Origin of the sequence: Acinetobacter oleivorans DR1, from assembly GCF_000196795.1 — a bacterium.
GTDB classification, from domain to species: Bacteria; Pseudomonadota; Gammaproteobacteria; order Pseudomonadales; family Moraxellaceae; genus Acinetobacter; species Acinetobacter oleivorans.
Genome location: NC_014259.1, coordinates 3,170,083 through 3,191,211, shown reverse-complemented (window position 1 = coordinate 3,191,211; position 21,129 = coordinate 3,170,083). Strand labels below are relative to the sequence as shown.

Genomic DNA, 21,129 nt, shown 5'->3' with positions numbered 1-21,129 from the left:
TCATGAAAAACCTAGAAGCAGTTGAAGAGGCGCTTACATGGCTCGGCACACCTTATCACCATCAAGGGCGTGTAAAAGGTGTAGGTGTGGACTGCGGTACATTGATTTGTGAGGTCTACGAGAAAGTAGGGCTCATGGATCATTTGGACCCAAGGCCATATCCACCTGATTGGCACTTGCATCAGATGGGGCAACGTTATTTAGAACTCATCTTAGGTGTATGTGAACAGATAGAAGGACCGCCTCAACCGGGCGACATTGTTTTATATCAATTTGGCAAGTGCATTAGTCATGGTGCAATTGTCATCGAATGGCCACAGGTCATTCACAGTTATCTCCATCAGGGAGTGATTATCCAAGATGGAACCAAAGGAAGTTTAGCCCGCCGTATAGCGGGCTTTTTTCGTATGAAGAGGCTTAAATAAATGGGTGGATTATTTGGCGGTACCACGATTAGTACTACTGATACCCGTATTAACTCAATGCGAATCCAGCAATCAGCGTACGGGCTTTGTCAGCCTCTGGTGTATGGCAAAACTCGCGTAGCTGCCAATATGTTTTGGTACGGTGATTTTCTAGCAACGCCTCACACTACGGTTGAGAAATCAGGCGGCAAAGGGGGAAGCACTAAAACTAGTAACACTACTTTTAGTTATAGTGCTTCGCTTATGCTGGGGTTATGTGAGAATCAGATTAAAAAGATTGGTTTGATTTGGGTTGATAAAGACCAGTACATACCAAAGCAAGAAGGATCTATTACCCTAGATCCAATCGACCAGCTAAAGTTTGAATTATATGATGGGAATAATAACCCTCCGTGGGGTTGGTTAGTTTCAAAGCATCCAGATCAGGCAATTAACTATCCATTTTTGGGATATGTTGCATGTGCTAATTATGAGATGGGAAATAGTGCCAGCCTTTCAAATCATAACTTTGAGGTGATTAGCACTATTACATTGTCAGAAACTATTGATGATGCTAATCCGGCTGATGTAATTGAGGACTTTATTACACATCCGCGGCACGGCGCAGCGCCTAATTTAAATATGGCTGATTTAGAAGAGTTCCGCACGTATTGCCGTGCAGCAAATCTTTTAATTAGCCCAGCATTTACTGAACAACGCCCAGCATATGAAATAATCAATGAGATTGTCGAGGCTGTAAATTGTGCTGTGGTTCCAAGTCCAGACGGATTAAAGATCCGTTCTTTTGGCGACTCTGCAATTACAGGAAACGGCGTTACTTTTACTCCGGATCTCACACCGGTTTATCACTTAACTGATGATGATTTCATTAGTGATGATGAGCCGGTACGAGTTCGACGTAGCCGTGATACTGATGCTTATAATCATGTGCAGATTGAATACATCAATCGATACAACCAGTACAACACAGAAACGACTGAGGCCAAGGACCAAGCAAACATTGAGATGTTTGGTTTACGTACGGAAGATCCAGTAGAAAGCCATTACTTTTGTGAGCCAAAAATAGCACGTCATGCGGCACAACTTCGTTTACAACGATTGCTTTATGTGCGTAATGAATATGAATTTACTTTGGGCTGGAAGTATTGCAGGTTAGAGCCAATGGATATTGTCACCATTACTGATGAAGCATTGGGCTTAAATCAATTTCCTGTACGTATTACACGTATTGAGGAAGATGAATTCGGTGAATTAACTATTACGGCTGAGGAACTTGCTGTGGGTTCAAGATCTGCCATTGAATACGATTCACAAGCATCTAATGGTTATCAAGGCGGTAACGAAGAACCAGGTAATGTGAATGCTCCAGCTATCTTTGAGCCTCCATTAGATTTAACTGATGGCAAGAATCAAGTATGGGTTGCGGTGTCAGGTGGGATTAATTGGGGCGGCTGTAATGTTTGGGCCAGTCTGGACAATACGACTTATGAAATGCTCGGCACTATTTACGGATCCGCACGATACGGGCAACTTGTAACGGCTATCGATGCAGATGATACAGCCTTGCAAGTTGAGCTAAATACAGCAAGTCGTATCTTCAGCGGTACATCACAAGATGCTCAAGCCGATCAAACCCTTTGTAAAGTTGGCGACGAGTATTTTAATTATCAAGTGGCCACATTAAACGGATCCGGTCTTTATACCTTAAGTGATGTTCTGCGTGGACGTTTTGACGATGCACAGATTCATAACGCTGGTGAGCCTTTTGTACGCCTTGATCGGGCAATTTTTGTATATCCATACAACGAAAATCTTGTGGGTAAACAGATCTTCTTAAAGTTCACTAGCTTTAATGGCCTTGAGCGCAAAGAACAGACATTAGATGAAGTAACAGCTTATAGCTATACCTTGTCGGGTGGGCGTCCTGCCGGTGTGAAAGGTCTATCGCTGCAATCGCCGTTTGTTGGTACCTCGTTTAAAGTTCAATGGCAAAGTTCAACCGGTGCAGATGGTTATCGGGTGCAAGTCTGGTCGAATGGCGCAATGATTCGTCAAGTAGATACAACGAATACGGAATATAGCTATTCGATTGAAGACGCTAAAACGGATGGTATTGGCCGAGCTTATACAATACGTGTAGCAAGTAAGAACGGCGACCAGTTCAGCACCTATGCTGAATTAAGTATTAGTAATCCGGTACCGCCAGTACTTCTAAATGTTTATACAGCTGCAACGGTAGATTCTATTACGGTGAATTGGGTGCCTAGTGAGGTACCAGACCTGAAAGATTATGCGGTATGGCTTAGCACGATTTCTAATTTTGATCCTACACAAACGCCGCCTACGTGGACCGGCACAGATTTAACAACTACTTTTGGAGGCTTACAACCAACAACTCCTTATTACATTCGTGTCGCTGTACGGGATGTATGGGAAAACACAGTCTGGAACTATACAAATCAGATTACTCAAAGTACTTCTGAAGGTTAATTTAAATTACTTATTTAGCACCCAATCGGGTGCTTTTTTTTGCCTACGATCTGGAGGAAGGCATGCATGAACGATCAAACAAATAGTGTAGTAGAAGCTGCTGCAAGTACGGCGGCTGCTACTGCAACAAAATTTACTTATGGCTATGTAGTAGGAGGCAGCTTGATCGGTGTAATAGGCAAAATTGATTGGGCCGTTGTCTTTTCAATCTTAATCGGTATAGCAACCTACCTAACAAATCTTTATTTCAAAAAAAGAGATGAGAAGCGTAAGGACGAGATTCATGCGCTTCAAACGAAGCAATATGAGCTGACTAAAAAACGTTTAAAAGGGGATAGCGATGAGCAGTGAACAAACAAGAGCTTATCTTTCATTTGCTCTTGTAGCATTAATGTTTGTATTGGTGATTGCCTTGTTTTTTGTGGAAATGCCACGTGAGAACAGCACTCAAATCAATACAGCCTTAGGTTTTATTGCGGGGGCAATGTCTATGGCTTGTGGTTATTACTTTGGTAGTTCCGAGCTAGAAAAGAAAAAGAAAACCGAAGAAACCAAGCAACTGTAATTTACTCAAACATAAAACCGCCTTCGGGCGGTTTTTTACATTTATAGGAAAGCAAAATGAACATTGAGCAATATCTTGATGATTTGATTAAACGTGAAGGCGGCTATGTTAATAATCCAGCAGATCGAGGAGGGGCAACAAAGTACGGCATTACCGAAGCAGTAGCACGAAAAAACGGCTTTAAGGGCAACATGAAAGATTTACCGCTTGATGTGGCCAAAGCCATTTATAAAAAACAGTATTGGACAGCTCCACGTTTTGACCAGGTGAATTCTATTTCTTCTGCTGTGGCTGAAGAACTTTTAGATACTGGTGTGAATTGTGGTACCGGCTTTACTAAGCCTCTTTTACAACGTGCTTTGAATTTGCTGAATAATCAGGGGAAAGGTGGTTGGCCAGATCTTACGGTAGATGGAATTTATGGCCCAGCTAGCCTAAATGCTTTAAAAATCTATTTGGCCAAGCGCGGGAAAGAAGGCGAAAAAGTACTGGTGCGAGTACTTAATATCATGCAAGGCCAGCGTTACATTGAAATTTGTGAACGTAATCCTAGCCAAGAGCAATTCTTTTATGGATGGATTGCTAACCGTATTTCACTATGAAGGCTTTGGTTTTTCTGTGCATTCTGTTATCAGGATGCACAGCTCATACTATAAATAGTAATGTGAATATTGGTATTTGTGTGAAAGCCCTTTGATGAGGGCTTCATTTAAGAAAAATCAGTTTTTTTATCAGGATTAATAATCCATTCAATTGTTAATTCATCTCTATCATCACTACGAGATATATCTTTAACATCCACAATCCTAATTAAAGCATAATATCCATTATTATTTTTCAAAACTGCAATCTCATTTTCCTTTAATGTTCTTGTTCTTGATGTGAAATCGAACGCTTCTGCATTTCTAATTTCCTTAAAAGAAGATACATTGTCTGCTAAGGCGATTGCATCTATGGAGATCTGATCGCTATATAAATGAATTGCTTCACCACTTGCTTTAGTCCATTGTGTAGCAAAGATTAGTTGATCTTTACCAATAGTAAAAATTCCATTATTTGATGAATAATTAAATGAATCTCGCCCTCTTAATCGCCTATTGCCATAATTAGGTACAGGCCATACCAAACTTGTTAAAGCCGCAACACCACCAAAAAGAACAACTAATGGTTCAAGCCTTCCACAATCTAGAATGAACCAAAAAACACTTAAGACAAGAAACATTACTGTACAAAATACACTTATTCGATATTGCCAAACAGTTAACTTATAGATCATATTTTAGCCATGTTGGTTAGAAAATAATTGATAAATATTAGAGATGTTTTTTAATTGATTTTATCTCTAAAATTGCATTTTTTTGAATTGATTTAATTTGCTCCAACGCCTTAATTATTTCTTGAATTGCTAAATCGATTTCATTCTGAATTTTATTTTCGGAAATATCTTCAAATTTATTATCTCGCAATAAGTTATTTATTGAATATCTTAAATCAAAACTCATATTTAGGTTTCTAATGATATTTTGATAAACTTCTTTAAATTCTGAGTTATCTAACAAGCTGAATTTATTAGCATTAGTCCAAGTGTTGAATCCGCTTTCATAAAATGATTCATGATGATATTCAATCAGCTCTATAAAAACTTCGAGATGGGTACCACTACTAAACATTGTTTTATATTGCGAACTATAAACTTTACTATGATACTTAAGTGAACTTAGATATCTGTTAGAGATTTCTTCCAAAATATCTAAGCGGTTTAAATATTCCAATAAGATATTACTTTTAAAATTATGATCGTGCTCTTCTCGCCAATCATTGAATAAATATGCTGCGATTCCAGCTGCCCCTAATGTGGCAATAGCACCAAAGATACTTCCAGTAGTTGAAAGGCTATCTTGTATAGCCTTTGAATTTCCCCAGTAGAAATATAAAATTCCAAAAATACAAATAAGTAGTAATAGCAATATTAACCCTATAATAAAAATACTTATGGAAATGGCACTTTTATTCATCAATCACCAACCGTTCCTAAAATAGGAATCATCTGTGGCCCAGTCATCCGAGCCTTACTAATAATCTCGACAAGTTCATCATAAGTTAAATTAAAAGAATCTTCACTATCAAAAACATAGACCATATTTTTACCATCATATTCTGGCGGTGTTGGTGGAACAAAACGCTTAGGAATAAGTGTTTGTGTTAATTGCTCATCAGTTAGTCTGGTAAAGTTCATTTTTACTTCCTTCAATAAATTACTTAACAATTGTTAGCTGATCCCACATAAATGGGTTTTTAGTGAGTTTATCTCTCGACATCGACCAAGTTCGACCGGGTATATAACAAGGACCAACACCGAGCTTTTTCTTTCCGAATTTTGTGTGCACGTTATCCAGTGTTTGCATCAATTTTTCTTTCTTCTCTATGGTTTCAAAGTCTGTGAGCAGGTCATAGGTATGGCCAGCCTTAGGTTCTAAGCCTGTTAATATGACACCGCATTTTTTATACTTGATGCCTTCTTTAAAGATATCTGACACCATTTTAACTGCTGCTTGTACAAAGTCAGTTGCGCAATCCGTTGGTTCAGAAAATGCGCCTGTAATAGACTTATTATAAAATGGCGCACTTTCATCAAATGGGCTTGATTGGACAAATACAAGTAGACAACCACATAGTGATTCTTCATCACGCAACCGTTTACATGCTTCTTGTGCATGCATTGCTATAGCTTCTTTCAAATCATCTAGCTCAGTTACTTTTGCTCCAAAGGAACATGATTTAATAATTTGTTTTTTTGAGGGCGGCGTGTCTTCAATTTCAATGCATGAGATGCCCTGCAACTCATTAATCGTTCTAGCCATTACAATAGAAAATTGCCGTTGCATTTCCCGCGCTTCAGTACAAGCTAGATCTAATACTGATTTAACTCCCATTGAATGCAACTTCTTTGCATGTTTACGGCCAACTCCCCAAACTTCTGAAACATCGATAAGTGAGAAGTAATATTCTTTATTGCACGGATCCATATTTACGAGATCGCAAACACTGTTAAATCCCGCATTCTTTTTAGCTATATGGTTAGCTATCTTTGATTCAGTTTTACTTCTACCGATACCAACACATACAGGAAGGCCTAGCCATTTCCACAATTGCTGGCGCATTTGCTGGCCAACCTTCTCTAAATCAAAGTTTCTTTCATAAGCGGTGAAATCAACAAAGCACTCATCAATAGAATATGGCTCAACTTCTTCCTCTGTTACGTATGAAGCAAGGATCTTATGAAAGCGCCGTGACATTTCGGCATACATTACATAATTGCTTGATAGCACCACTACGTTATGTTTTTGGACTATGTCCTTAATTTGGAATAACGGCACACCCATTTTTATATTTAGGGCTTTGGATTCGTGGCTGCGCGCCACCGCGCACCCATCGTTATTGCTGAGAACAATGACAGGCTTATTGTTCAAACTTGGATCAAAGACTCTCTCACATGAGACATACATATTATTTACGTCTATTAGAAAAAAGACTTTATTCTCATGTTTCATGATCTATTTCTTATCATTTTAATGATACAAGTCACAACACCCCAAATTATTAATTCTTGGCTATCCTGCAAGTAAATATTTTTATAATCTGGATTTTCAGCTTTGAGCCATTTCTTAGACTCTTCAATCATTAAGCGCTTAACAGTAAAATCATTATCAATAAGTGCAACAACAATATCCCCGTGTTTAGCATCAAGGCTCCGATCGACAATTAGTTCGTCATCAATATCAATGCCTGCATTTAACATAGATAGCGAAGCAACTTTCACAATAAACGTAGCGGTTTCATTTTTTATTAAGTGCTCGTTCATATCGAGCGCTTTGTCTATATAGTCTTGTGCAGGAGAGGGGAAGCCAGCGGAAATTTTTTCTAGAGCGTAAGGGACAAGCAGGTGAGTTGAGGGCACAACTTGCTTGATTAACAAGGCTTCAGATAAAACAGCGCCTTGTGTGAGGTACGGTTTTATCTGGATGATGGATGGTGCAATTTCGCTCATAGAATATCCCCTAACTTGAATTTGTAACACATTCAAGATGATATGCTAGAGCTGGTTTAAATTTCAAATTTAAAAAGTTGTGGATAAATAATAACTAGTCGTAACTTGTCGCGTTGATCGATGCATTTGGTCGGAAAATCAACGGCGCTAATTTGCACTTTTTTTTGGTTTGGGGAGGTAGTCAGCAGTAAATTCACCGATCGGCATTTCAAAGAAAAATTGGTGCGCGTCTTCTTTTTTACAATTTAACCAATCTTCTCTGCACTCATTAGGAATAACAATAATCGACCGTTTCTCATCTTCTGGTTTATGGAACTGACTCATGAAAGGGTGATTATCTGCATTGATAGTCAGCATAGACATAGATCTAACTTGTTGGCCATCAATCACAGTTGAATCGTAAATAGCTGCAACAGTAAATGGTAAGCCATCCTCTCGATAAATTCCCCATCTTTCCGCTTTGCCATTCACATACTTAGGCTCATAAATTTTTTCTACAGGTATTAACGCAAACTGACTTTTAGCCCATGCATGTCTAAAGCTTGGCTTTTTATCTACAGTTTCTGTTCTAGCGTTGTATGTGAACTTGGAAAACTTAAAATCATGGTTCCATGGTGGAATCATACCAAACTTTACTTGCCGCCATTCAATGTGGCCATCTTTAGAAAAAATAAGAGGGCAGTCGTAACCAGGATAAACATCGGCTTTATAGTCGAATGTAGGTTCGAAGAGATCTAGTAGGTGTACTCGGTCTTTACTAATAGGTTCATAGTTTGCACACATAGACTTTCCCCCTTTTTATTCCATCTTAGTAGTTTTTATGATCAATGGCTATTTTTGAAACTTAAGTAAAGTCATTTGAGAGTTGTTTAAAATGTTTTATATTAGCTCCAGAGTTCAACTCCTATAGTCGGACTTGAACAAAAAAGAAACTGTTGTTAATCATACTTAATCAAAATTAAATGTTATACGTGAGTTATACCAGCATGTTATACAATAAGAAACTAACTATAAAATCAATAATTTAAAATATCTGTTCAACTCCCGCCATCTCCACCAAGATTCGTGAAAAGCCCTGAAGCGAAAGTTTCGGGGTTTTTTATGTCTTATAGAATTATTACTATAATTAGTTTTCTAATAATTAATGAATATTGAAAGATTATTGCCCTAAGAGTTAAAAGTTAGCTAGTATTTATTTAGAAATTCTATGGTCTAAAGAGTTTAAATTGAAATATTTATTTCTAAGCAAATTAAATCAATAGAAGCTTATACATCTTTTAGGTATACTTACAAAAATTAACTCTTGGAAAAAATACTATTTAAAAACTAATTATGAGTATCCAAGGCACTCCTAGGTAATAGAGATAATTAATTAAAGTTGTATGAATCCTTTTTTAGCTTGGACTGGTGGAAAGCGGTGGTTAGGAAAAGTTGCTCCAGAACTTTTTAACATTGATTTTAGTGGGAAATATATTGAGCCATTTTTAGGTGGCGCTAGTTTTTTTTATGCTTTACAGCCAAAGAAAAGTATATTAGGAGACACTAATAAAGATCTAATTATTACTTATAGAGCTGTAAGAGATCATCATTTAGAAGTAGTAAACTTATTAAAAAATCATCATAAGAAACATTGTAAAGAATATTATTATTTAATACGAGATCAAATTTTTGATAATGAAGTAGAAATTGCAGCTCAATTTATTTATTTAAATAGAACCTGTTTTAACAGTATTTATAGAGTAAATTTAAAGGGAAAATTTAATGTACCTATTGGTACTAAAACGAATGTAATACAAGATCAAGATAGATGGGAAGAATGGTCTAAAAGCCTAAAAAATGCTGAGTTAGTATGTGGGGATTTTGAAAATCTTATTAATAAAGCCAAAAAAAATGATCTACTTTTTTTGGACCCTCCTTATACTGTTAGACACAATAATAATGGCTTTATAAAATACAATGAAGTTCTATTCTCATGGGCAGATCAAGAAAGATTAGCAAAGGCTGCAGAAAACGCTCAAAAAAAGGGTGTAAAAATTATAATTACAAATGCTAATCATGAATCTATAAGAGAATTATATAGTTCTTCTTTCAATATTAAAGAAATATCTAGATATAGTAGTATTGCCGCAAATGGTACTAATCGTAATAAATATGAAGAGTTAATAATTACATGTAATATATGAGGTTACTATGCATGACTTTCTAACAAAAACACGTTTTTCGGGAAATCCACTATCAATTTTAAATCAGTTTTTAGATGAAGAAAAAACTAAAGAATTGGTTAGTAGTACAGATAATTGGAAGTTTGCTGGTTATGTTATTGATATAGGATTTAATACAGTAAGAATTATTACAAGTGATCCATATAAAAAAGCAATTGGTGGAATGCCAAGGGGATCTTTTTTGATTATGGTTCCTGAGGATTTAGAAGGTATTGCTCCTCATTTTTCATTACTCAGAGTTTCGGGAGTAGCCCCAACACCATTAACTAATAGTGTTCAACAGACCTACTTTGAATTACATAAAAAGAGTATGCCTGAATTAGATAGATGGACAGTAAGTGAATTGCAATGGGGAAGCATTGATTGTGACTTATTAGGTATGTTTTATCCAAATCCTGATGATGCAAAAAAAATTGAATTTTCAGGTGATATTAACGCTGTAGTTTCTGCACATCGTTATCGTGTTTTTGCTCCTGATGAAAGGATATTAAATATTATTATCAATGGAATGGTTAAGTCTGAGCTTAACCAATCAATTGGTAAACTTAGACTTACTGAGTGCCGTTTACCTTTTAATAATGCTAAGTCAAATCTTGAAGATGTATCAGTCCAAATTTCTTTAAAAGATTTTCTTGGAGCTAGGACTGCTATGTTTGGTAAAACACGTTTGGGTAAATCAAACGTAGTTAAGATTATTGCTAATGCAACTATTGAAGCTTTAGCAAGTCAATCAGAATACAAATGTGGACAATTAATTTTTGATATAAACGGTGAATATGCTAATACAAATCATCAAAATATTTCCCTTCGAGAAATGCATAGTGAGCATTGCCAAGTCTATGCTTTAATTCAGAAGGATGAAACTCCATCAAAACCATTACGTTTAAATTTTTATACAGACCCATCTGAAGGAATGAGGGTATTAGGTAGTTTATTACAAGCTGAAGGTAACTTAAGTGGCTATGTTAAATCATTTGCCAATTTAGAACTACCTACTTTCGAACTCTGTAATAATATGGGTTTTGGAGAAAAAATTAGAGCATATCGTAAAATACAATTGTTTTGGTCTATTCTGAATCAATCAGCTTTTCAAGCTAATGAAGGAGAATTAAAAGCATTAATTCCATTTGTAGCAAATGGACCAAATGGATTTGACCCAGGCTTTACTGATGATGTCCGTTTTAAAGTTTATAGTTTTATTGATGCTGAATCTGGGACAAGTGATGGAGTTCCAGCAAGACCTAAAACACTGAGTCAAATGAAGCGAGAATATGCTTCAATAGCGAAATATGTTCTTAACTCTAAAGATCCTTTGCTTTCTACTTCAGGCCAAAAAAATGAGTTATTTGATGGTGATGACGTTGTTATGTTGACCTTTCTGAATCCTAATACAGGGCGAGGAACTCAATGGATTACAGATTATAAGAAATACCACTCACCAGATGCTCAAAATTTGATTAAACAAATTATTGATGACTTAAATGGATCTAAAACAGTAATTTTAGATTTAGGAAGTGCTGATGATAAGGTTAGAAAATACTTTTCTAATATGATTTCAACAGCAGTATTTCAAGAGCAAGAACGTAAATTTACAAGTAATAGTCTTAAATCTCACTTTGTGAATTTATTTTTTGAAGAAGCGCATAACCTTTTTCCTAGAACTGTAAAGGATAATACGGATGTTTATAGCCGATTTGCAAAAGAAGGGGCTAAATTCCATATTGGGATGATTTATTCAACGCAAAGTCCTAGTACTATTAGTCAAGAGTTATTGGCTCAAACTGAAAATTTTTTTGTAGGTCATTTATCTTCACAGGATGAAGCAAAATCCTTGGGCAAAGTAAATGTTTATTATGATGGAGTCCAAGAAGATATACTTTCATCTAAAACACCTGGCTATATGAGAATGTTAACTCAATCTCATAGATTTGTTGTACCCGTTCAGGTTAAGCATTTTGGAAGTTGAGGTTAGATTATGTATCAGACAGAAACAGCTTCTAAATTAGGTCATTTAGATGTATTGAAAAGTGAACATGTAAAAAAACTTATAGAAGAATTTGAGGCAATAAAAGCAGAAGAGATTTATTCTGAGGACAACTTGGGGTGGAAAAATTTAGAACATAAACCTTCACCTTTCAAGCTTATCTATTGTGTAGATGGATCAATTGCTTCTGTAGTAGGAGTGGGTGCAGTTAAAAAAGAATTAGCTTTTGTTAAAACTGCTCTTTTTGCTTTAGATGAATCAAGTCTAGAACATATAGATAAAAAATATCCGCACCCATTGCAGATGAAAAAGTTAATGCAAAACTCTGCTCATCTTCATTCAACTGTTTTCCCATTAAAAAATATTCGTTTAAAAGATATTAGTTTATATGACTCTGTTAGAAGAATAGTATTTGAATCATTTAATGATCCATCTCAACATGGACATATATATGAAACGTATAAGTGGTTAATATATAAGAAATGGGATCCTCGTCAGCAAAGTTATTCCCCTTCATTTCAATGTCCTTATTTGAACTGTCTGGGACAAATAACAGGTATCCCATATAATCAAGATAAAATGAATTGTCCTCATTGTCAGGGTGAAGTATTCTCTACTGATGTAATAGGCTTTCATATGGAAATGAATGAATTTTCAGCTCCTGACAGTTTAGCTACAAGTTATATGTTAATTCATGAAACTATTACATTATTCAGTGCAATTCGATTCTTTTGGGAACATGATAGAGATCAATTGTCTCATATACTCTTTATTAAAGATGGCCCTTTAAGTTTGAGAAGCCAATATTCAAAATTAGTTCCTAATATTAGAGAATTTTTGAAATTTGCCGTGGATGAAAACTCACCAATTTATATGATGGGACAAGAAAAAACAGGAGCATTTGATGATTTCTTTCAAAGTATTGAAAGAAATTTAGAACCAAAAGAGCCATCCCAAAAGTTTTCATCTTATAAGCCACTAACTCATAAATATATTCGTGAATCAGTACAATGTGCCCCATTCCGTGAAAATGAATATGGTTTAAAAACTAATTTTGGAGAGAAGGTACTAGTAAAAATTGATAGTAAAACAGCAGTCGTTTTGAATATACCGCCTTATGAGTATAAAACTAGTGAAGATGAAGATTATATCAACTTCCCTAGATCATCGGATTTGATAGGGTTAGAAAAGATTATAGAGGGGTTACATTCTTTAGTAACTGTTAAATATAAAAATGCTTTATTACCTATTGTATTAGCTAACGGTATTGCCAGTTTGTCAAGTTATCCAAGTGCAAGTGTCCTTAACTTATTTGCTTTTCAAGGAAGACAGATAGGATAAAATAATTTATAAATTAAAAGCATATTCTTTAATATGCTTTTAATAAGTTTTATGAGTATCTTTTTTGTTCACGAAAGAATTATAATAAGCTTAAATTAACTTATGTATTAAGAGAAATGGCAACAATACAAAAAAATTTAGAAATGGTAAATTTTGTCTGTAAGTTTGGAGATGCAGATTTACTTGATTTATTTGATGAAGTCGTTTACCCAGCCTTTTTTAATTTAAATAATAAAAGAAAATTTAGAGGTAGTGAGTATTACTTTAAAAATGTTGAGTTGTTAGATTTAGGGAAAGACCCTCTAGGTACAAAGAATCTTATAGCTATCGCGGGGCGCTTTATTAAGAATACAGAGTTATCGCGTGAACAGTATGAAAATGATAAAGGTGAGCTAATTAGAGATACTCAAGGAATGCCTTCAGCTCCATCCGCTATATTTGTTTTAATGCTAAATAGCCATAGACTTTTATATGTAGCAGAAACTAAATTTGCACCTAATTTGAATACTTTTAAGGCTACAGTAGATTCATTTTTTAGATCAGAAAAAAATAAGTATAATAAAAAATTAGATCGAGATGAGCAGGCAAAATTTAAAGTAAGATTTGGTTCCCCTGAGATAACAATTACACCGCTTAGTACAGAAAAAAATGTATTTGATCATTTGAGACAATTTGAAAAAATTAAAAAAGTTAAAGTGACTTTAAATGATCGAAATTCAGAGTTCAATGCTAGTAAAATGTTTGATGATATTCATCTAGCAACTAAGAAAATGAATTCAACTACATCAGTTGAATTTAAGAACCTAAAAGAAGGATTAGATAAAGAGGAAACTCCTAAGGAAATTGCTGCTGCTCTAAAACAAGATAATCAGGTAGTTAAAGTGGAAGGTATTACTCAAGATGGAGAGAATTTAACCTTAAGTAACGAGGATTTTAAACTTCAAAAGAAAATTAACCTTGTACAAGAAAATGTAAAGAAAACAGTGTCTAATATGGTAGCAGCTTTTAAAAATGTAGTTAAAAGTGGCGATGTCACAGTTAAAAAAACAGATACTAAAACACAAACTATTTTGGACAAAATAGAGCCAAAAAGTATTACAATAGTTAAAAATGAAGAAGAAACTGGTTAATGGATTTTTTTAAAGAAAGAAATCTCTGGCAAATTTATAGAGAATCGAGAGTAATTCCAATAAGTAACATTAACAAGTATATAACGTTGTTAGTGTTATTGATTGCTATTCTAAATGGTATAACACTTTCTACGAGTGAATTGTATGAAGTTATAAAATCAACTTCTGGATCTTTATTTGGAGTAATATTAACGACATTAGGTTTTTTAGTGGCTGGGTATGCAATTTTTTGTACAGTTTTACCACTAGAGCTCCAAAAGCAGATGATGGATGCTATCGATAAAGAGACTAATTTAACCTATATTAAAAAATTCCATTTTTTATTCTTACGTGTATTTTTTTATTTTGTAGTATTCAGTGGAATATTATTTGTTATTAATTTTTTTCAAGGATCTTCAGGGTTGATTTTTAAATTAACGAGTAAAGATTGTGTATTCTTTTCTATAAATTTTATAGGTTATTGCTTTATTATTAGTTTTACTATTTTTTTATTAACAGAGCTAATGTCTTTCATTTTTAATATTTTTGAATCCGTTCGTTCCGCATTAAATTGGGAAAAAATTATTGATGATAAGATTGATGATAAAATTGATGATTCAAAATAATAAGATTTTAAAAATAATAATTTAAAAAATTTACCTTACCAAGTTTTTATATTTCATTTAAATTTAACATAGCTCTTACTTCATCTATTGAAAATGCAGGTTTACGTTGATGAATGATAAAATGGCAATTAGGACAGACAGGAGCCATATCTTTTATTGGATCAACAATATATTTTTTTCCAATAGAGCTAATCTCAACCAAATGATGGACATGAATACAATTTTTACCAACGGAACCATAAGTTTTTTCAAAATCAAAATTGCATACAACACATTGGTAACCATAAAATTCTAAGCATTTTTTTCTTGCTTCTTTATTACGCTCATAAGCATTCACTACGATTTTTTTAACTGTACCTTCAGTTAAATTATCAAAGTTATCTTCCTCATATTCTTCAGCGAAAATAACAGGGCTTTCTTTTAATTTCCAAATACTTCGTCCAGCTATATCTGGTTTTTCAATAATCCCGTCACCAGCTAATTCTTGGCGTGCCCAACGAATTTCATTCTGATATAACGCTCGACCATTACGTTTTATGGACATTTCTTTATTGGTGAGTTCCCATAAAGTAGCGAATTCGGAGTATACCTCTTTAACTTCCATAGGACCTTTACTAGAAAGTAGATCAACCAACTGTGTTTTTATAACTTTGCGATGCGGTATAGGCATGTCACTCTCAATAAATCTATTTTTGAAATTTGATAGAAATTAATTGTCAATGAATATTAAAGATATTTTTAATTGATAGGTAGTGTTAGTTATACTTATAAACTATATTCTTACTTTATTTAATACTTTGATTATCTCTAGGTATCCTTGCATACCGAAATTTAATTCTGTATAGGTTTAAAGTAGAAATTATTGCAACACAAGTTAAAATAGAAATTCTAAGCACCCATAAGTTTTGGAGTGTTATTGAAAGTATGTGGGGACATACTCTGAAATTTGGGGAAATTTCAAAAGATGATTACTCCGCTGGGGAGCGGTTTAAGAAAAAGGGTAATTATCGATTCTTAAATAATTTATAAGATTTGGTTAGATCAAATGAACAACTTAATAACGAGATATTTAAATAATCTGGGGCAGTGGCATGAAGTTGCACTGACAATGACTAAAGCGATAGTTGCAATAGGGGTGTTGTGCTTAGTTGTGTATCTTTTAACAATTAGCTATATCCCTTCGGAAATCAGCTTTGGCGATACACTTATTTTTTTACTGATTTTTGCCGCGTTCTCCATTGCTTATACTGTATTAGGGTTTATGCTATTTTTCTTTGGCACATCATTAGCTCCAGTGACATATCTTGTCTTAAGTTGGGTTGATAAGTATTTACCACCTCATATTAGAATTGGGAAAAAACTTCCTTTTCCAAAAATTAATATTATTACGTTAATTGGCTCTCTTTATCTTTTATACGTTATTCACGGCATATTTTTATTGCATTGGAAAGTCAATTTATATATAGGAATTACCGTATTTTTTATCGCCTTTGCGTATTATCCTTTTTACATGAATCGGCAGAAGATTAAAGAATTTAATATAAAATTTGAAAATCTAGCAGATATTGTTGATGATCCTGATGCTAGTGAAAATCTTAAAGCATTCGCAAGAAAAAAATTAAAGAGATTAGAAACGCATATTAAAGATAGCTTAGAAATAGCTTTTTTTATTAGCTTAACTCCGCTTGTACCCCTGATTCTTATTGGTGATGTTGGTAAAATATTCCTAAATTATACTATGCAAAATACTGGGGTACGAATAGAAAAGGCAACCTTATATATTAAAGAACCTTATGCAAATTTAATTGAATTGCCAAAAACAACAACTAAGGAGCTGAATCAGTATAAAACCTTTATTTTTAAAGATGTTAAAGTGTTATTTCAAGGCATTGGTAAAAGCACTTTAGTTTCTTATACGGTAAAGGGTATGGAAAAGCAGTTAGTAATTCCGAATGAATATATTACTGTAGAGCGAAGCAAGAAAATTGAAGAGTAATTAAATTATAAAAAATAAGAAATAGTTAGAATTATGAAAGCAAGGATATAAACAATTGCTATTGTTGTTCTAGCCATAGCGTTTGCATCACTACTTTTTTCCGTAAGTGGGGGAAAAAGTGGTAATGCTGCATTTTTTAAAATAAAGAATATTAAGGCGTACCCTGCAATAAGTGAAAATACATATTCAAATCCCAACTTTCCCTTAAAGTAAGCAATTAAAGCCATTATTAACATGAATAGGGCTAAGCTCATTAAAAGATATCTCTTAGAGGGAGAGTCTTTTATAAAGAAATCTTCAATTGACATAGGAATGGCTCGCTTTGAAATATTAAATTTTAGATGGACAATTTTTTTTAAATCAACTGATTAATTTTTTTGAGCATTCTTTCTATGTAAAAATAATAGACTAAATTTTTTGATTAACATAGATACTTCAAGACAAATGGTAGGAACTAATCCTTAGAAAAGGACGTAATGAAATCATTCCCCCCAAGGCCCCCGTGCCACAACAGAACTTTAATTTTTTGCGCTGATTTAAAGTCATCTACCATTGCGACACAGAGATAAGGGAGCTAAGCCAAACGCTTAGCCCATGTCGTTTTTATCGCACCGCCGCATCACACTAAAAAAAGTAGGGGCAAAGTCCTGTGGGAGAGCAGGACTTTGCAAACTGACATGTTCTAGACGTTGCATAAGCTTATGCGAATACACTTGTTCAAGTCGTTGGTAAATACAGTCGCAACTGGCTTGGGTGTGCCCACCAGACAGGCAAATTTCTTCAAAATCCTGCTGAGTGTGAATGTCGCAGCCAGAAACGCCGTAATCGCCTATTAAAAGGCTTAAAGCCAAAATAGGTTTATAAAGTTTCATATTATTCTCGTGATAATTTTCACTAAGTTATTAATAAAAAATAAGCCGCATATATTTAAAGTATTAAAATCATTTAAAAAGGGAATAGTTAACCCGCCTGAAATACAGGAAAATAAAATGATTAAAATTTTAAAATAAAATTATTTATAAATTTAAAATATTTTAGGTGAGAGAAAGCCTAAATTTTAAATAAATAAAATTACGAGAGAGGATAGGGGATTAATATAAAAAAGGTCATGGTCAACTCCTAGAATTTATGGAGCTCTACCACCAAAGATCACCGTCAATTGATTATGGTGGTAGAACGAAAGGGGGTTAGCAGACTGGGATCCAAGGAACCAGCACGCGCGAGCGCGTCCCCCTCCCGTCCTACCGCAAAGAAAAGGGACGCAAGGGTCTAACGACTTATAGTGGAACTATAACCCGCCATGGATCTACGGTCTGCTAAAACCGACTGGCAATGTAGGCCAGCGGGACCATAATAATCATAAGTTTTTAACAGGTCAATTCAATTTAAATAAAATATTATAAAAAATTAAAATATAAATTTATATTTTAATTAAACTCAAAAGTTTATCGATTTAAATCGGTGAATTAATAAATATAATAAAGTTAAACTAAACGTTTAACCTGTTCTTAAAATGTATAACGGTAATTAATAAATACTCGATGCTGGTCCCAATATTTTCGAGACATACCATTTATTTTTTCACCTAGGTTTGCATTTTCAAACTTTGATTCATAATGCAAAAATGAATAACGCACATCTAAGTTTTTCACCCACGGCAAGGCATAACTCACCGTAAAGTCAAAGTAACGCTCTTTACCTTCAATATCACTGCTGATGTTACTTTGGTGAGCGCCAAAGCCATAAATATACTTCGCTTCGGTTTTTAAACCTTTGACGTAGTCTTTCCAGTTATATTTCAGGCGAAGGGCAACAGCGGTTTCATCGTTATTGGTAAAGTCAGGGCCAATGGTCGCAGAGGTCGGAAACGGGTTAGTGCCGTGGTCTTGCGTCAAAACCGAGTTGCGGGCGGAGTGCACGGCAAAGTTATCCTCAATCCAAAAACCATCAAACTTTGAAACGGCAATGCCGCCTTCAAGATTATTCTTGGCCACATTTACATCGACAAAATAACCATTCCCACGGTTGTTAATGTCTTGGCCTTTGACACAGTCCAGCTCGGTTTCGGCACCGCATTTAAACAGCTTGCCATCATCACGCGAGAAAAAAGCACCCGTGTTGAATGTCCATACAAGGCCATGCAAGGGCAACTTATATTGAGCAATCGCCCCATACTTTTTTAAATAATCTTTGCTATTTAAATACTCGGCATTCAGGCTCCAGTTTTTGTACTGATACTTGGCACCAAGCAAACCGACATAATCAATTCGCTCGTCATTCTCAGTCACCAGTTTTTCAAAAGAGTCCATGCTGCGCGGTTTCCAGCGGTCATAGTAAGCCATGTAAGTCTGTAGCTGATCATTCAATTGAAACTGACCACTCCCACCCGAAAAAGTATCGGGCACTGCGCGGTTATTGGTGCTTTTAAGTAATAGTGAATCGTGCAATTGGCGACCTAATTTAATTTCACCTTTGTCGCCGAGTTTTGCCTTGATGTAGAGCTGCCCTAAAGTCGCAAAGTTTTGATCGAGCTTGCCATTATTTTCAACCTCTAAAAGCTGAGCGCTAGGCTTGCCAGAGTCAAATAACTTGGTAACTGCATAGAGTGAGCCATCTACTCCAAGCCAGTCCCAAAGGTAAGGTGACTGATAATTTAACTCAAGTCCTAAGGCACTTTGTTCATATTCACTCGACGAAGGTGAAGGGTTAGCAAGCGTAGGGTGGACAGTGCCTTCATCGTTCCAATAACGGGTGTTGAGTTTTAATTCTAACTTGCCAAATTCTTGAGGAAGCTCTGCATACGCATTGCTCACACTGCCTAAACCAATACAGCCCCATAGCAAATATTTATTCATTCTAAATTCCTTTTTTAAGCATGAATAAGCCCTTTGCCTAACGCTGGGTTAGGCAAGCTTTTTATGAAATGGATGAATTAAGGAGAGAGTTTTTCGAGTACTTGGCCTTTGGTTTCAATGGCAAACAAGAAGGTCACAAGGCCACCAATGAGCGCCACAACAGCCAGCACACTAAACACATATTGAATGCCATAGCCACCAACAACGAGACCCACCATAACAGGCCCAATCGCAGAGCCAGCACGGAGCCAAGCGGTACTAAATCCAATGCCCATGGCGCGTAGGCGAGTAGGGTAAAGTTCGGCAGCGTAAAGGTATAAAGAGAATGAAATAGTCTGCAAAATGGCATAGCTAATTGTTGCGAAAATTACAACTTCCATCGCCGATTTTGCGCCTAAAACCGAGAGGCTCATGAGTGGAATGATCGCCAAGAAAAACGCTGCACTGTACCAAGGACGGCGGCCGACTTTATCAATCATTAACGCACAGATAATAGAGGCAATCACACCCACGCCTGAGGTAATCCAGCCATAACCCAAACTGGTTTGCAGCGATAGACCAAAGTGTTGTTTGTAGAGAGATGGCAGCCAAGTCACCATGGCATTGTTCACCATATACACGCAAAACCACATGCCCCACAGGGTAAAGGTACGTTTGCGGTAAATGCCACGGAACAGCTCGCGCCAGTCGGTTTTTGCCATGCCTTGCGGGTTAATTTCTTTAACCACAGGTTCAGGCAAAGTTTTACCGCTTTTGATGGCACCATCTTCAAAGCTTTTGACGACTTTATCTGCTTCTTTAAAACGACCTTTGGAAGCAAGCCAGCGTGGTGACTCAGGCAAGAAAAACCGTAAAGGAATCACCAGTAATGATGGAATTAAGCCCACAATAAACATGACTTTCCAGCCGTAAATTGGCATCAGGAAAAATGCTGCCATGCCTGCAAACATAAGACCAAGTGGGAACAAAACTTCATAGAGCAAGAAAAACTTACCGCGCTTTTCTGCACCAATAAACTCATTAATATAGGCACTTGCAACAGGCACTTCGCCACCTGTTCCAACGCCTTGTAAGAAACGGAAAATTAACAGTGACATTCCGCTCCACGCAAACAAACAGGAAATGTCCATTGCCACAAACAGTAAAATGGTAAAAGACAGCACTTTTAAACGACCGACTTTTTCGGCAAGAGAACCAAAAAAGATCGCACCGACCAGTTGCCCGACATAGCCCGCGGCAATGATCGCGCCGACATAGGCAGGAGTCAGGTGCCATTCGGTAATCAGTTGGGGTAAAGCAAAGGCAATCGCAAGAACAGTATAAGCGTCAAAAAAGGTCGCGATACCAATGGTAATACGCATAAATTGCAATCGACCAGTGACGGGTAGCCGTTCAAGTCGTGCAATAATTTCCGCATTTTTTTGATGATGACTAATTTGTTCTACATCCGCTAGATTTGTCATCTTCT

Annotated in this window: 22 protein-coding genes; 11 read left to right on the top strand and 11 right to left on the bottom strand. The window is 35.7% G+C overall.

Features of this window, described 5'->3' with window-relative positions:
* Window positions 1-2: 2 nt before the first annotated feature.
* The 5 genes from AOLE_RS14900 to AOLE_RS14880 all read left to right on the top strand — a co-directional run bounded on the left by AOLE_RS14900 (window position 3) and on the right by AOLE_RS14880 (window position 4,082).
* Window positions 3-425, top strand: coding sequence for a C40 family peptidase (locus AOLE_RS14900; RefSeq protein ID WP_035331621.1), 423 nt, complete (start codon window positions 3-5; stop codon window positions 423-425).
* On the top strand, window positions 426-2,915 hold the full coding sequence (locus AOLE_RS14895; protein ID WP_013198700.1) for a phage tail protein: 2,490 nt from the start codon (window positions 426-428) through the stop codon (window positions 2,913-2,915).
* Between the two features lie 66 nt (window positions 2,916-2,981).
* Window positions 2,982-3,266, top strand: coding sequence for a phage holin (locus AOLE_RS14890; RefSeq protein WP_013198699.1), 285 nt, complete (start codon window positions 2,982-2,984; stop codon window positions 3,264-3,266).
* Window positions 3,256-3,480 carry a hypothetical protein gene (locus tag AOLE_RS14885; RefSeq protein ID WP_013198698.1) on the top strand — a complete coding sequence of 75 codons (225 nt, stop codon included), beginning with the start codon at window positions 3,256-3,258 and terminating at the stop codon, window positions 3,478-3,480. The genes AOLE_RS14890 and AOLE_RS14885 overlap by 11 nt, the downstream gene beginning before the upstream one ends.
* A 56-nt stretch (window positions 3,481-3,536) precedes the next feature.
* On the top strand, window positions 3,537-4,082 hold the full coding sequence (locus AOLE_RS14880) for a glycoside hydrolase family 108 protein (RefSeq protein ID WP_013198697.1): 546 nt from the start codon (window positions 3,537-3,539) through the stop codon (window positions 4,080-4,082).
* A 107-nt stretch (window positions 4,083-4,189) separates the two neighbouring features.
* Here the strand turns inward: AOLE_RS14880 and AOLE_RS14875 are convergent, their stop codons facing one another.
* From AOLE_RS14875 to AOLE_RS14850, 6 genes are all read right to left on the bottom strand, one after another.
* Entirely contained in the window at window positions 4,190-4,756 is a 567-nt protein-coding gene (locus AOLE_RS14875; protein WP_013198696.1) for a hypothetical protein, read from the bottom strand.
* A gap of 37 nt (window positions 4,757-4,793) precedes the next feature.
* A complete protein-coding gene (locus tag AOLE_RS20770; protein WP_013198695.1) occupies window positions 4,794-5,495 on the bottom strand; it encodes a hypothetical protein in 702 nt (233 codons plus the stop codon).
* On the bottom strand, window positions 5,495-5,716 hold the full coding sequence (locus tag AOLE_RS14865) for a hypothetical protein (RefSeq protein WP_013198694.1): 222 nt from the start codon (window positions 5,714-5,716) through the stop codon (window positions 5,495-5,497). Before AOLE_RS14865 ends, AOLE_RS20770 begins: the two co-directional genes overlap by 1 nt.
* 19 nt (window positions 5,717-5,735) lie before the next feature.
* The gene (locus tag AOLE_RS14860; RefSeq protein WP_013198693.1) at window positions 5,736-7,031 is read right to left on the bottom strand and encodes a Y-family DNA polymerase; all 1,296 of its coding nucleotides are present in this window, start codon (window positions 7,029-7,031) and stop codon (window positions 5,736-5,738) included.
* Window positions 7,028-7,528 (bottom strand): LexA family protein, encoded by a 501-nt coding sequence (locus AOLE_RS14855; protein WP_013198692.1) that lies wholly within the window; start codon window positions 7,526-7,528, stop codon window positions 7,028-7,030. The genes AOLE_RS14860 and AOLE_RS14855 overlap by 4 nt, the downstream gene beginning before the upstream one ends.
* 147 nt (window positions 7,529-7,675) lie before the next feature.
* Complete coding sequence (locus tag AOLE_RS14850; protein ID WP_013198691.1) at window positions 7,676-8,311, bottom strand: SOS response-associated peptidase; 636 nt, start codon at window positions 8,309-8,311, stop codon at window positions 7,676-7,678.
* A 599-nt stretch (window positions 8,312-8,910) separates the two neighbouring features.
* On the opposite strand from AOLE_RS14850, the gene AOLE_RS14845 reads away from it, so the two are divergent.
* The 5 genes from AOLE_RS14845 (at window position 8,911) to AOLE_RS14825 (ending at window position 14,810) form a co-directional block, all read left to right on the top strand.
* Window positions 8,911-9,711 carry a DNA adenine methylase gene (locus tag AOLE_RS14845; RefSeq protein WP_013198690.1) on the top strand — a complete coding sequence of 267 codons (801 nt, stop codon included), beginning with the start codon at window positions 8,911-8,913 and terminating at the stop codon, window positions 9,709-9,711.
* 7 nt (window positions 9,712-9,718) lie between these two features.
* Complete coding sequence (locus AOLE_RS14840; protein WP_013198689.1) at window positions 9,719-11,716, top strand: ATP-binding protein; 1,998 nt, start codon at window positions 9,719-9,721, stop codon at window positions 11,714-11,716.
* 9 nt (window positions 11,717-11,725) lie between these two features.
* The gene (locus AOLE_RS14835) at window positions 11,726-13,075 is read left to right on the top strand and encodes a hypothetical protein (protein WP_013198688.1); all 1,350 of its coding nucleotides are present in this window, start codon (window positions 11,726-11,728) and stop codon (window positions 13,073-13,075) included.
* Window positions 13,076-13,191: 116 nt separating this feature from the next.
* A complete protein-coding gene (locus AOLE_RS19575) occupies window positions 13,192-14,205 on the top strand; it encodes a hypothetical protein (RefSeq protein ID WP_013198687.1) in 1,014 nt (337 codons plus the stop codon).
* Window positions 14,205-14,810 (top strand): hypothetical protein, encoded by a 606-nt coding sequence (locus tag AOLE_RS14825; protein ID WP_013198686.1) that lies wholly within the window; start codon window positions 14,205-14,207, stop codon window positions 14,808-14,810. The genes AOLE_RS19575 and AOLE_RS14825 overlap by 1 nt, the downstream gene beginning before the upstream one ends.
* A gap of 46 nt (window positions 14,811-14,856) precedes the next feature.
* Here the strand turns inward: AOLE_RS14825 and AOLE_RS14820 are convergent, their stop codons facing one another.
* Complete coding sequence (locus AOLE_RS14820) at window positions 14,857-15,480, bottom strand: HNH endonuclease (RefSeq protein ID WP_023274305.1); 624 nt, start codon at window positions 15,478-15,480, stop codon at window positions 14,857-14,859.
* A 375-nt stretch (window positions 15,481-15,855) separates the two neighbouring features.
* On the opposite strand from AOLE_RS14820, the gene AOLE_RS14815 reads away from it, so the two are divergent.
* Entirely contained in the window at window positions 15,856-16,806 is a 951-nt protein-coding gene (locus AOLE_RS14815) for an APC family permease (protein WP_013198684.1), read from the top strand.
* A 5-nt stretch (window positions 16,807-16,811) separates the two neighbouring features.
* On the opposite strand, the gene AOLE_RS14810 is transcribed toward AOLE_RS14815, so the two are convergent.
* The 4 genes from AOLE_RS14810 to AOLE_RS14795 form a co-directional block, all read right to left on the bottom strand.
* Window positions 16,812-17,114 carry a hypothetical protein gene (locus tag AOLE_RS14810; protein ID WP_013198683.1) on the bottom strand — a complete coding sequence of 101 codons (303 nt, stop codon included), beginning with the start codon at window positions 17,112-17,114 and terminating at the stop codon, window positions 16,812-16,814.
* A gap of 279 nt (window positions 17,115-17,393) precedes the next feature.
* A complete protein-coding gene (locus AOLE_RS14805; RefSeq protein WP_013198682.1) occupies window positions 17,394-17,678 on the bottom strand; it encodes a hypothetical protein in 285 nt (94 codons plus the stop codon).
* A gap of 636 nt (window positions 17,679-18,314) precedes the next feature.
* Entirely contained in the window at window positions 18,315-19,661 is a 1,347-nt protein-coding gene (locus AOLE_RS14800) for an OprD family outer membrane porin (protein ID WP_013198681.1), read from the bottom strand.
* Window positions 19,662-19,738: 77 nt separating this feature from the next.
* Entirely contained in the window at window positions 19,739-21,124 is a 1,386-nt protein-coding gene (locus AOLE_RS14795) for an MFS transporter (RefSeq protein ID WP_013198680.1), read from the bottom strand.
* Window positions 21,125-21,129 lie beyond the last annotated feature (5 nt).

Excerpts from the sequence above, each read along its gene's own strand:
- AOLE_RS14895 (WP_013198700.1), top strand. The coding sequence starts at position 426 with ATGGGTGGATTATTTGGCGGTACCACGATTAGTACTACTGATACCCGT.
- AOLE_RS14840 (WP_013198689.1), top strand. The coding sequence starts at position 9,719 with ATGCATGACTTTCTAACAAAAACACGTTTTTCGGGAAATCCACTATCA.
- AOLE_RS14850 (WP_013198691.1), bottom strand. The coding sequence starts at position 8,311 with ATGTGTGCAAACTATGAACCTATTAGTAAAGACCGAGTACACCTACTA.
- AOLE_RS14820 (WP_023274305.1), bottom strand. The coding sequence starts at position 15,480 with ATGCCTATACCGCATCGCAAAGTTATAAAAACACAGTTGGTTGATCTA.
- AOLE_RS14900 (WP_035331621.1), top strand. The coding sequence starts at position 3 with ATGAAAAACCTAGAAGCAGTTGAAGAGGCGCTTACATGGCTCGGCACA.
- AOLE_RS19575 (WP_013198687.1), top strand. The coding sequence starts at position 13,192 with ATGGCAACAATACAAAAAAATTTAGAAATGGTAAATTTTGTCTGTAAG.
- AOLE_RS14805 (WP_013198682.1), bottom strand. The coding sequence starts at position 17,678 with ATGAAACTTTATAAACCTATTTTGGCTTTAAGCCTTTTAATAGGCGAT.
- AOLE_RS20770 (WP_013198695.1), bottom strand. The coding sequence starts at position 5,495 with ATGAATAAAAGTGCCATTTCCATAAGTATTTTTATTATAGGGTTAATA.
- AOLE_RS14845 (WP_013198690.1), top strand. The coding sequence starts at position 8,911 with ATGAATCCTTTTTTAGCTTGGACTGGTGGAAAGCGGTGGTTAGGAAAA.
- AOLE_RS14825 (WP_013198686.1), top strand. The coding sequence starts at position 14,205 with ATGGATTTTTTTAAAGAAAGAAATCTCTGGCAAATTTATAGAGAATCG.
- AOLE_RS14860 (WP_013198693.1), bottom strand. The coding sequence starts at position 7,031 with ATGAAACATGAGAATAAAGTCTTTTTTCTAATAGACGTAAATAATATG.
- AOLE_RS14875 (WP_013198696.1), bottom strand. The coding sequence starts at position 4,756 with ATGATCTATAAGTTAACTGTTTGGCAATATCGAATAAGTGTATTTTGT.
- AOLE_RS14800 (WP_013198681.1), bottom strand. The coding sequence starts at position 19,661 with ATGAATAAATATTTGCTATGGGGCTGTATTGGTTTAGGCAGTGTGAGC.
- AOLE_RS14885 (WP_013198698.1), top strand. The coding sequence starts at position 3,256 with ATGAGCAGTGAACAAACAAGAGCTTATCTTTCATTTGCTCTTGTAGCA.
- AOLE_RS14835 (WP_013198688.1), top strand. The coding sequence starts at position 11,726 with ATGTATCAGACAGAAACAGCTTCTAAATTAGGTCATTTAGATGTATTG.
- AOLE_RS14890 (WP_013198699.1), top strand. The coding sequence starts at position 2,982 with ATGAACGATCAAACAAATAGTGTAGTAGAAGCTGCTGCAAGTACGGCG.
- AOLE_RS14855 (WP_013198692.1), bottom strand. The coding sequence starts at position 7,528 with ATGAGCGAAATTGCACCATCCATCATCCAGATAAAACCGTACCTCACA.
- AOLE_RS14810 (WP_013198683.1), bottom strand. The coding sequence starts at position 17,114 with ATGTCAATTGAAGATTTCTTTATAAAAGACTCTCCCTCTAAGAGATAT.
- AOLE_RS14865 (WP_013198694.1), bottom strand. The coding sequence starts at position 5,716 with ATGAACTTTACCAGACTAACTGATGAGCAATTAACACAAACACTTATT.
- AOLE_RS14880 (WP_013198697.1), top strand. The coding sequence starts at position 3,537 with ATGAACATTGAGCAATATCTTGATGATTTGATTAAACGTGAAGGCGGC.
- AOLE_RS14795 (WP_013198680.1), bottom strand. The coding sequence starts at position 21,124 with ATGACAAATCTAGCGGATGTAGAACAAATTAGTCATCATCAAAAAAAT.
- AOLE_RS14815 (WP_013198684.1), top strand. The coding sequence starts at position 15,856 with ATGAACAACTTAATAACGAGATATTTAAATAATCTGGGGCAGTGGCAT.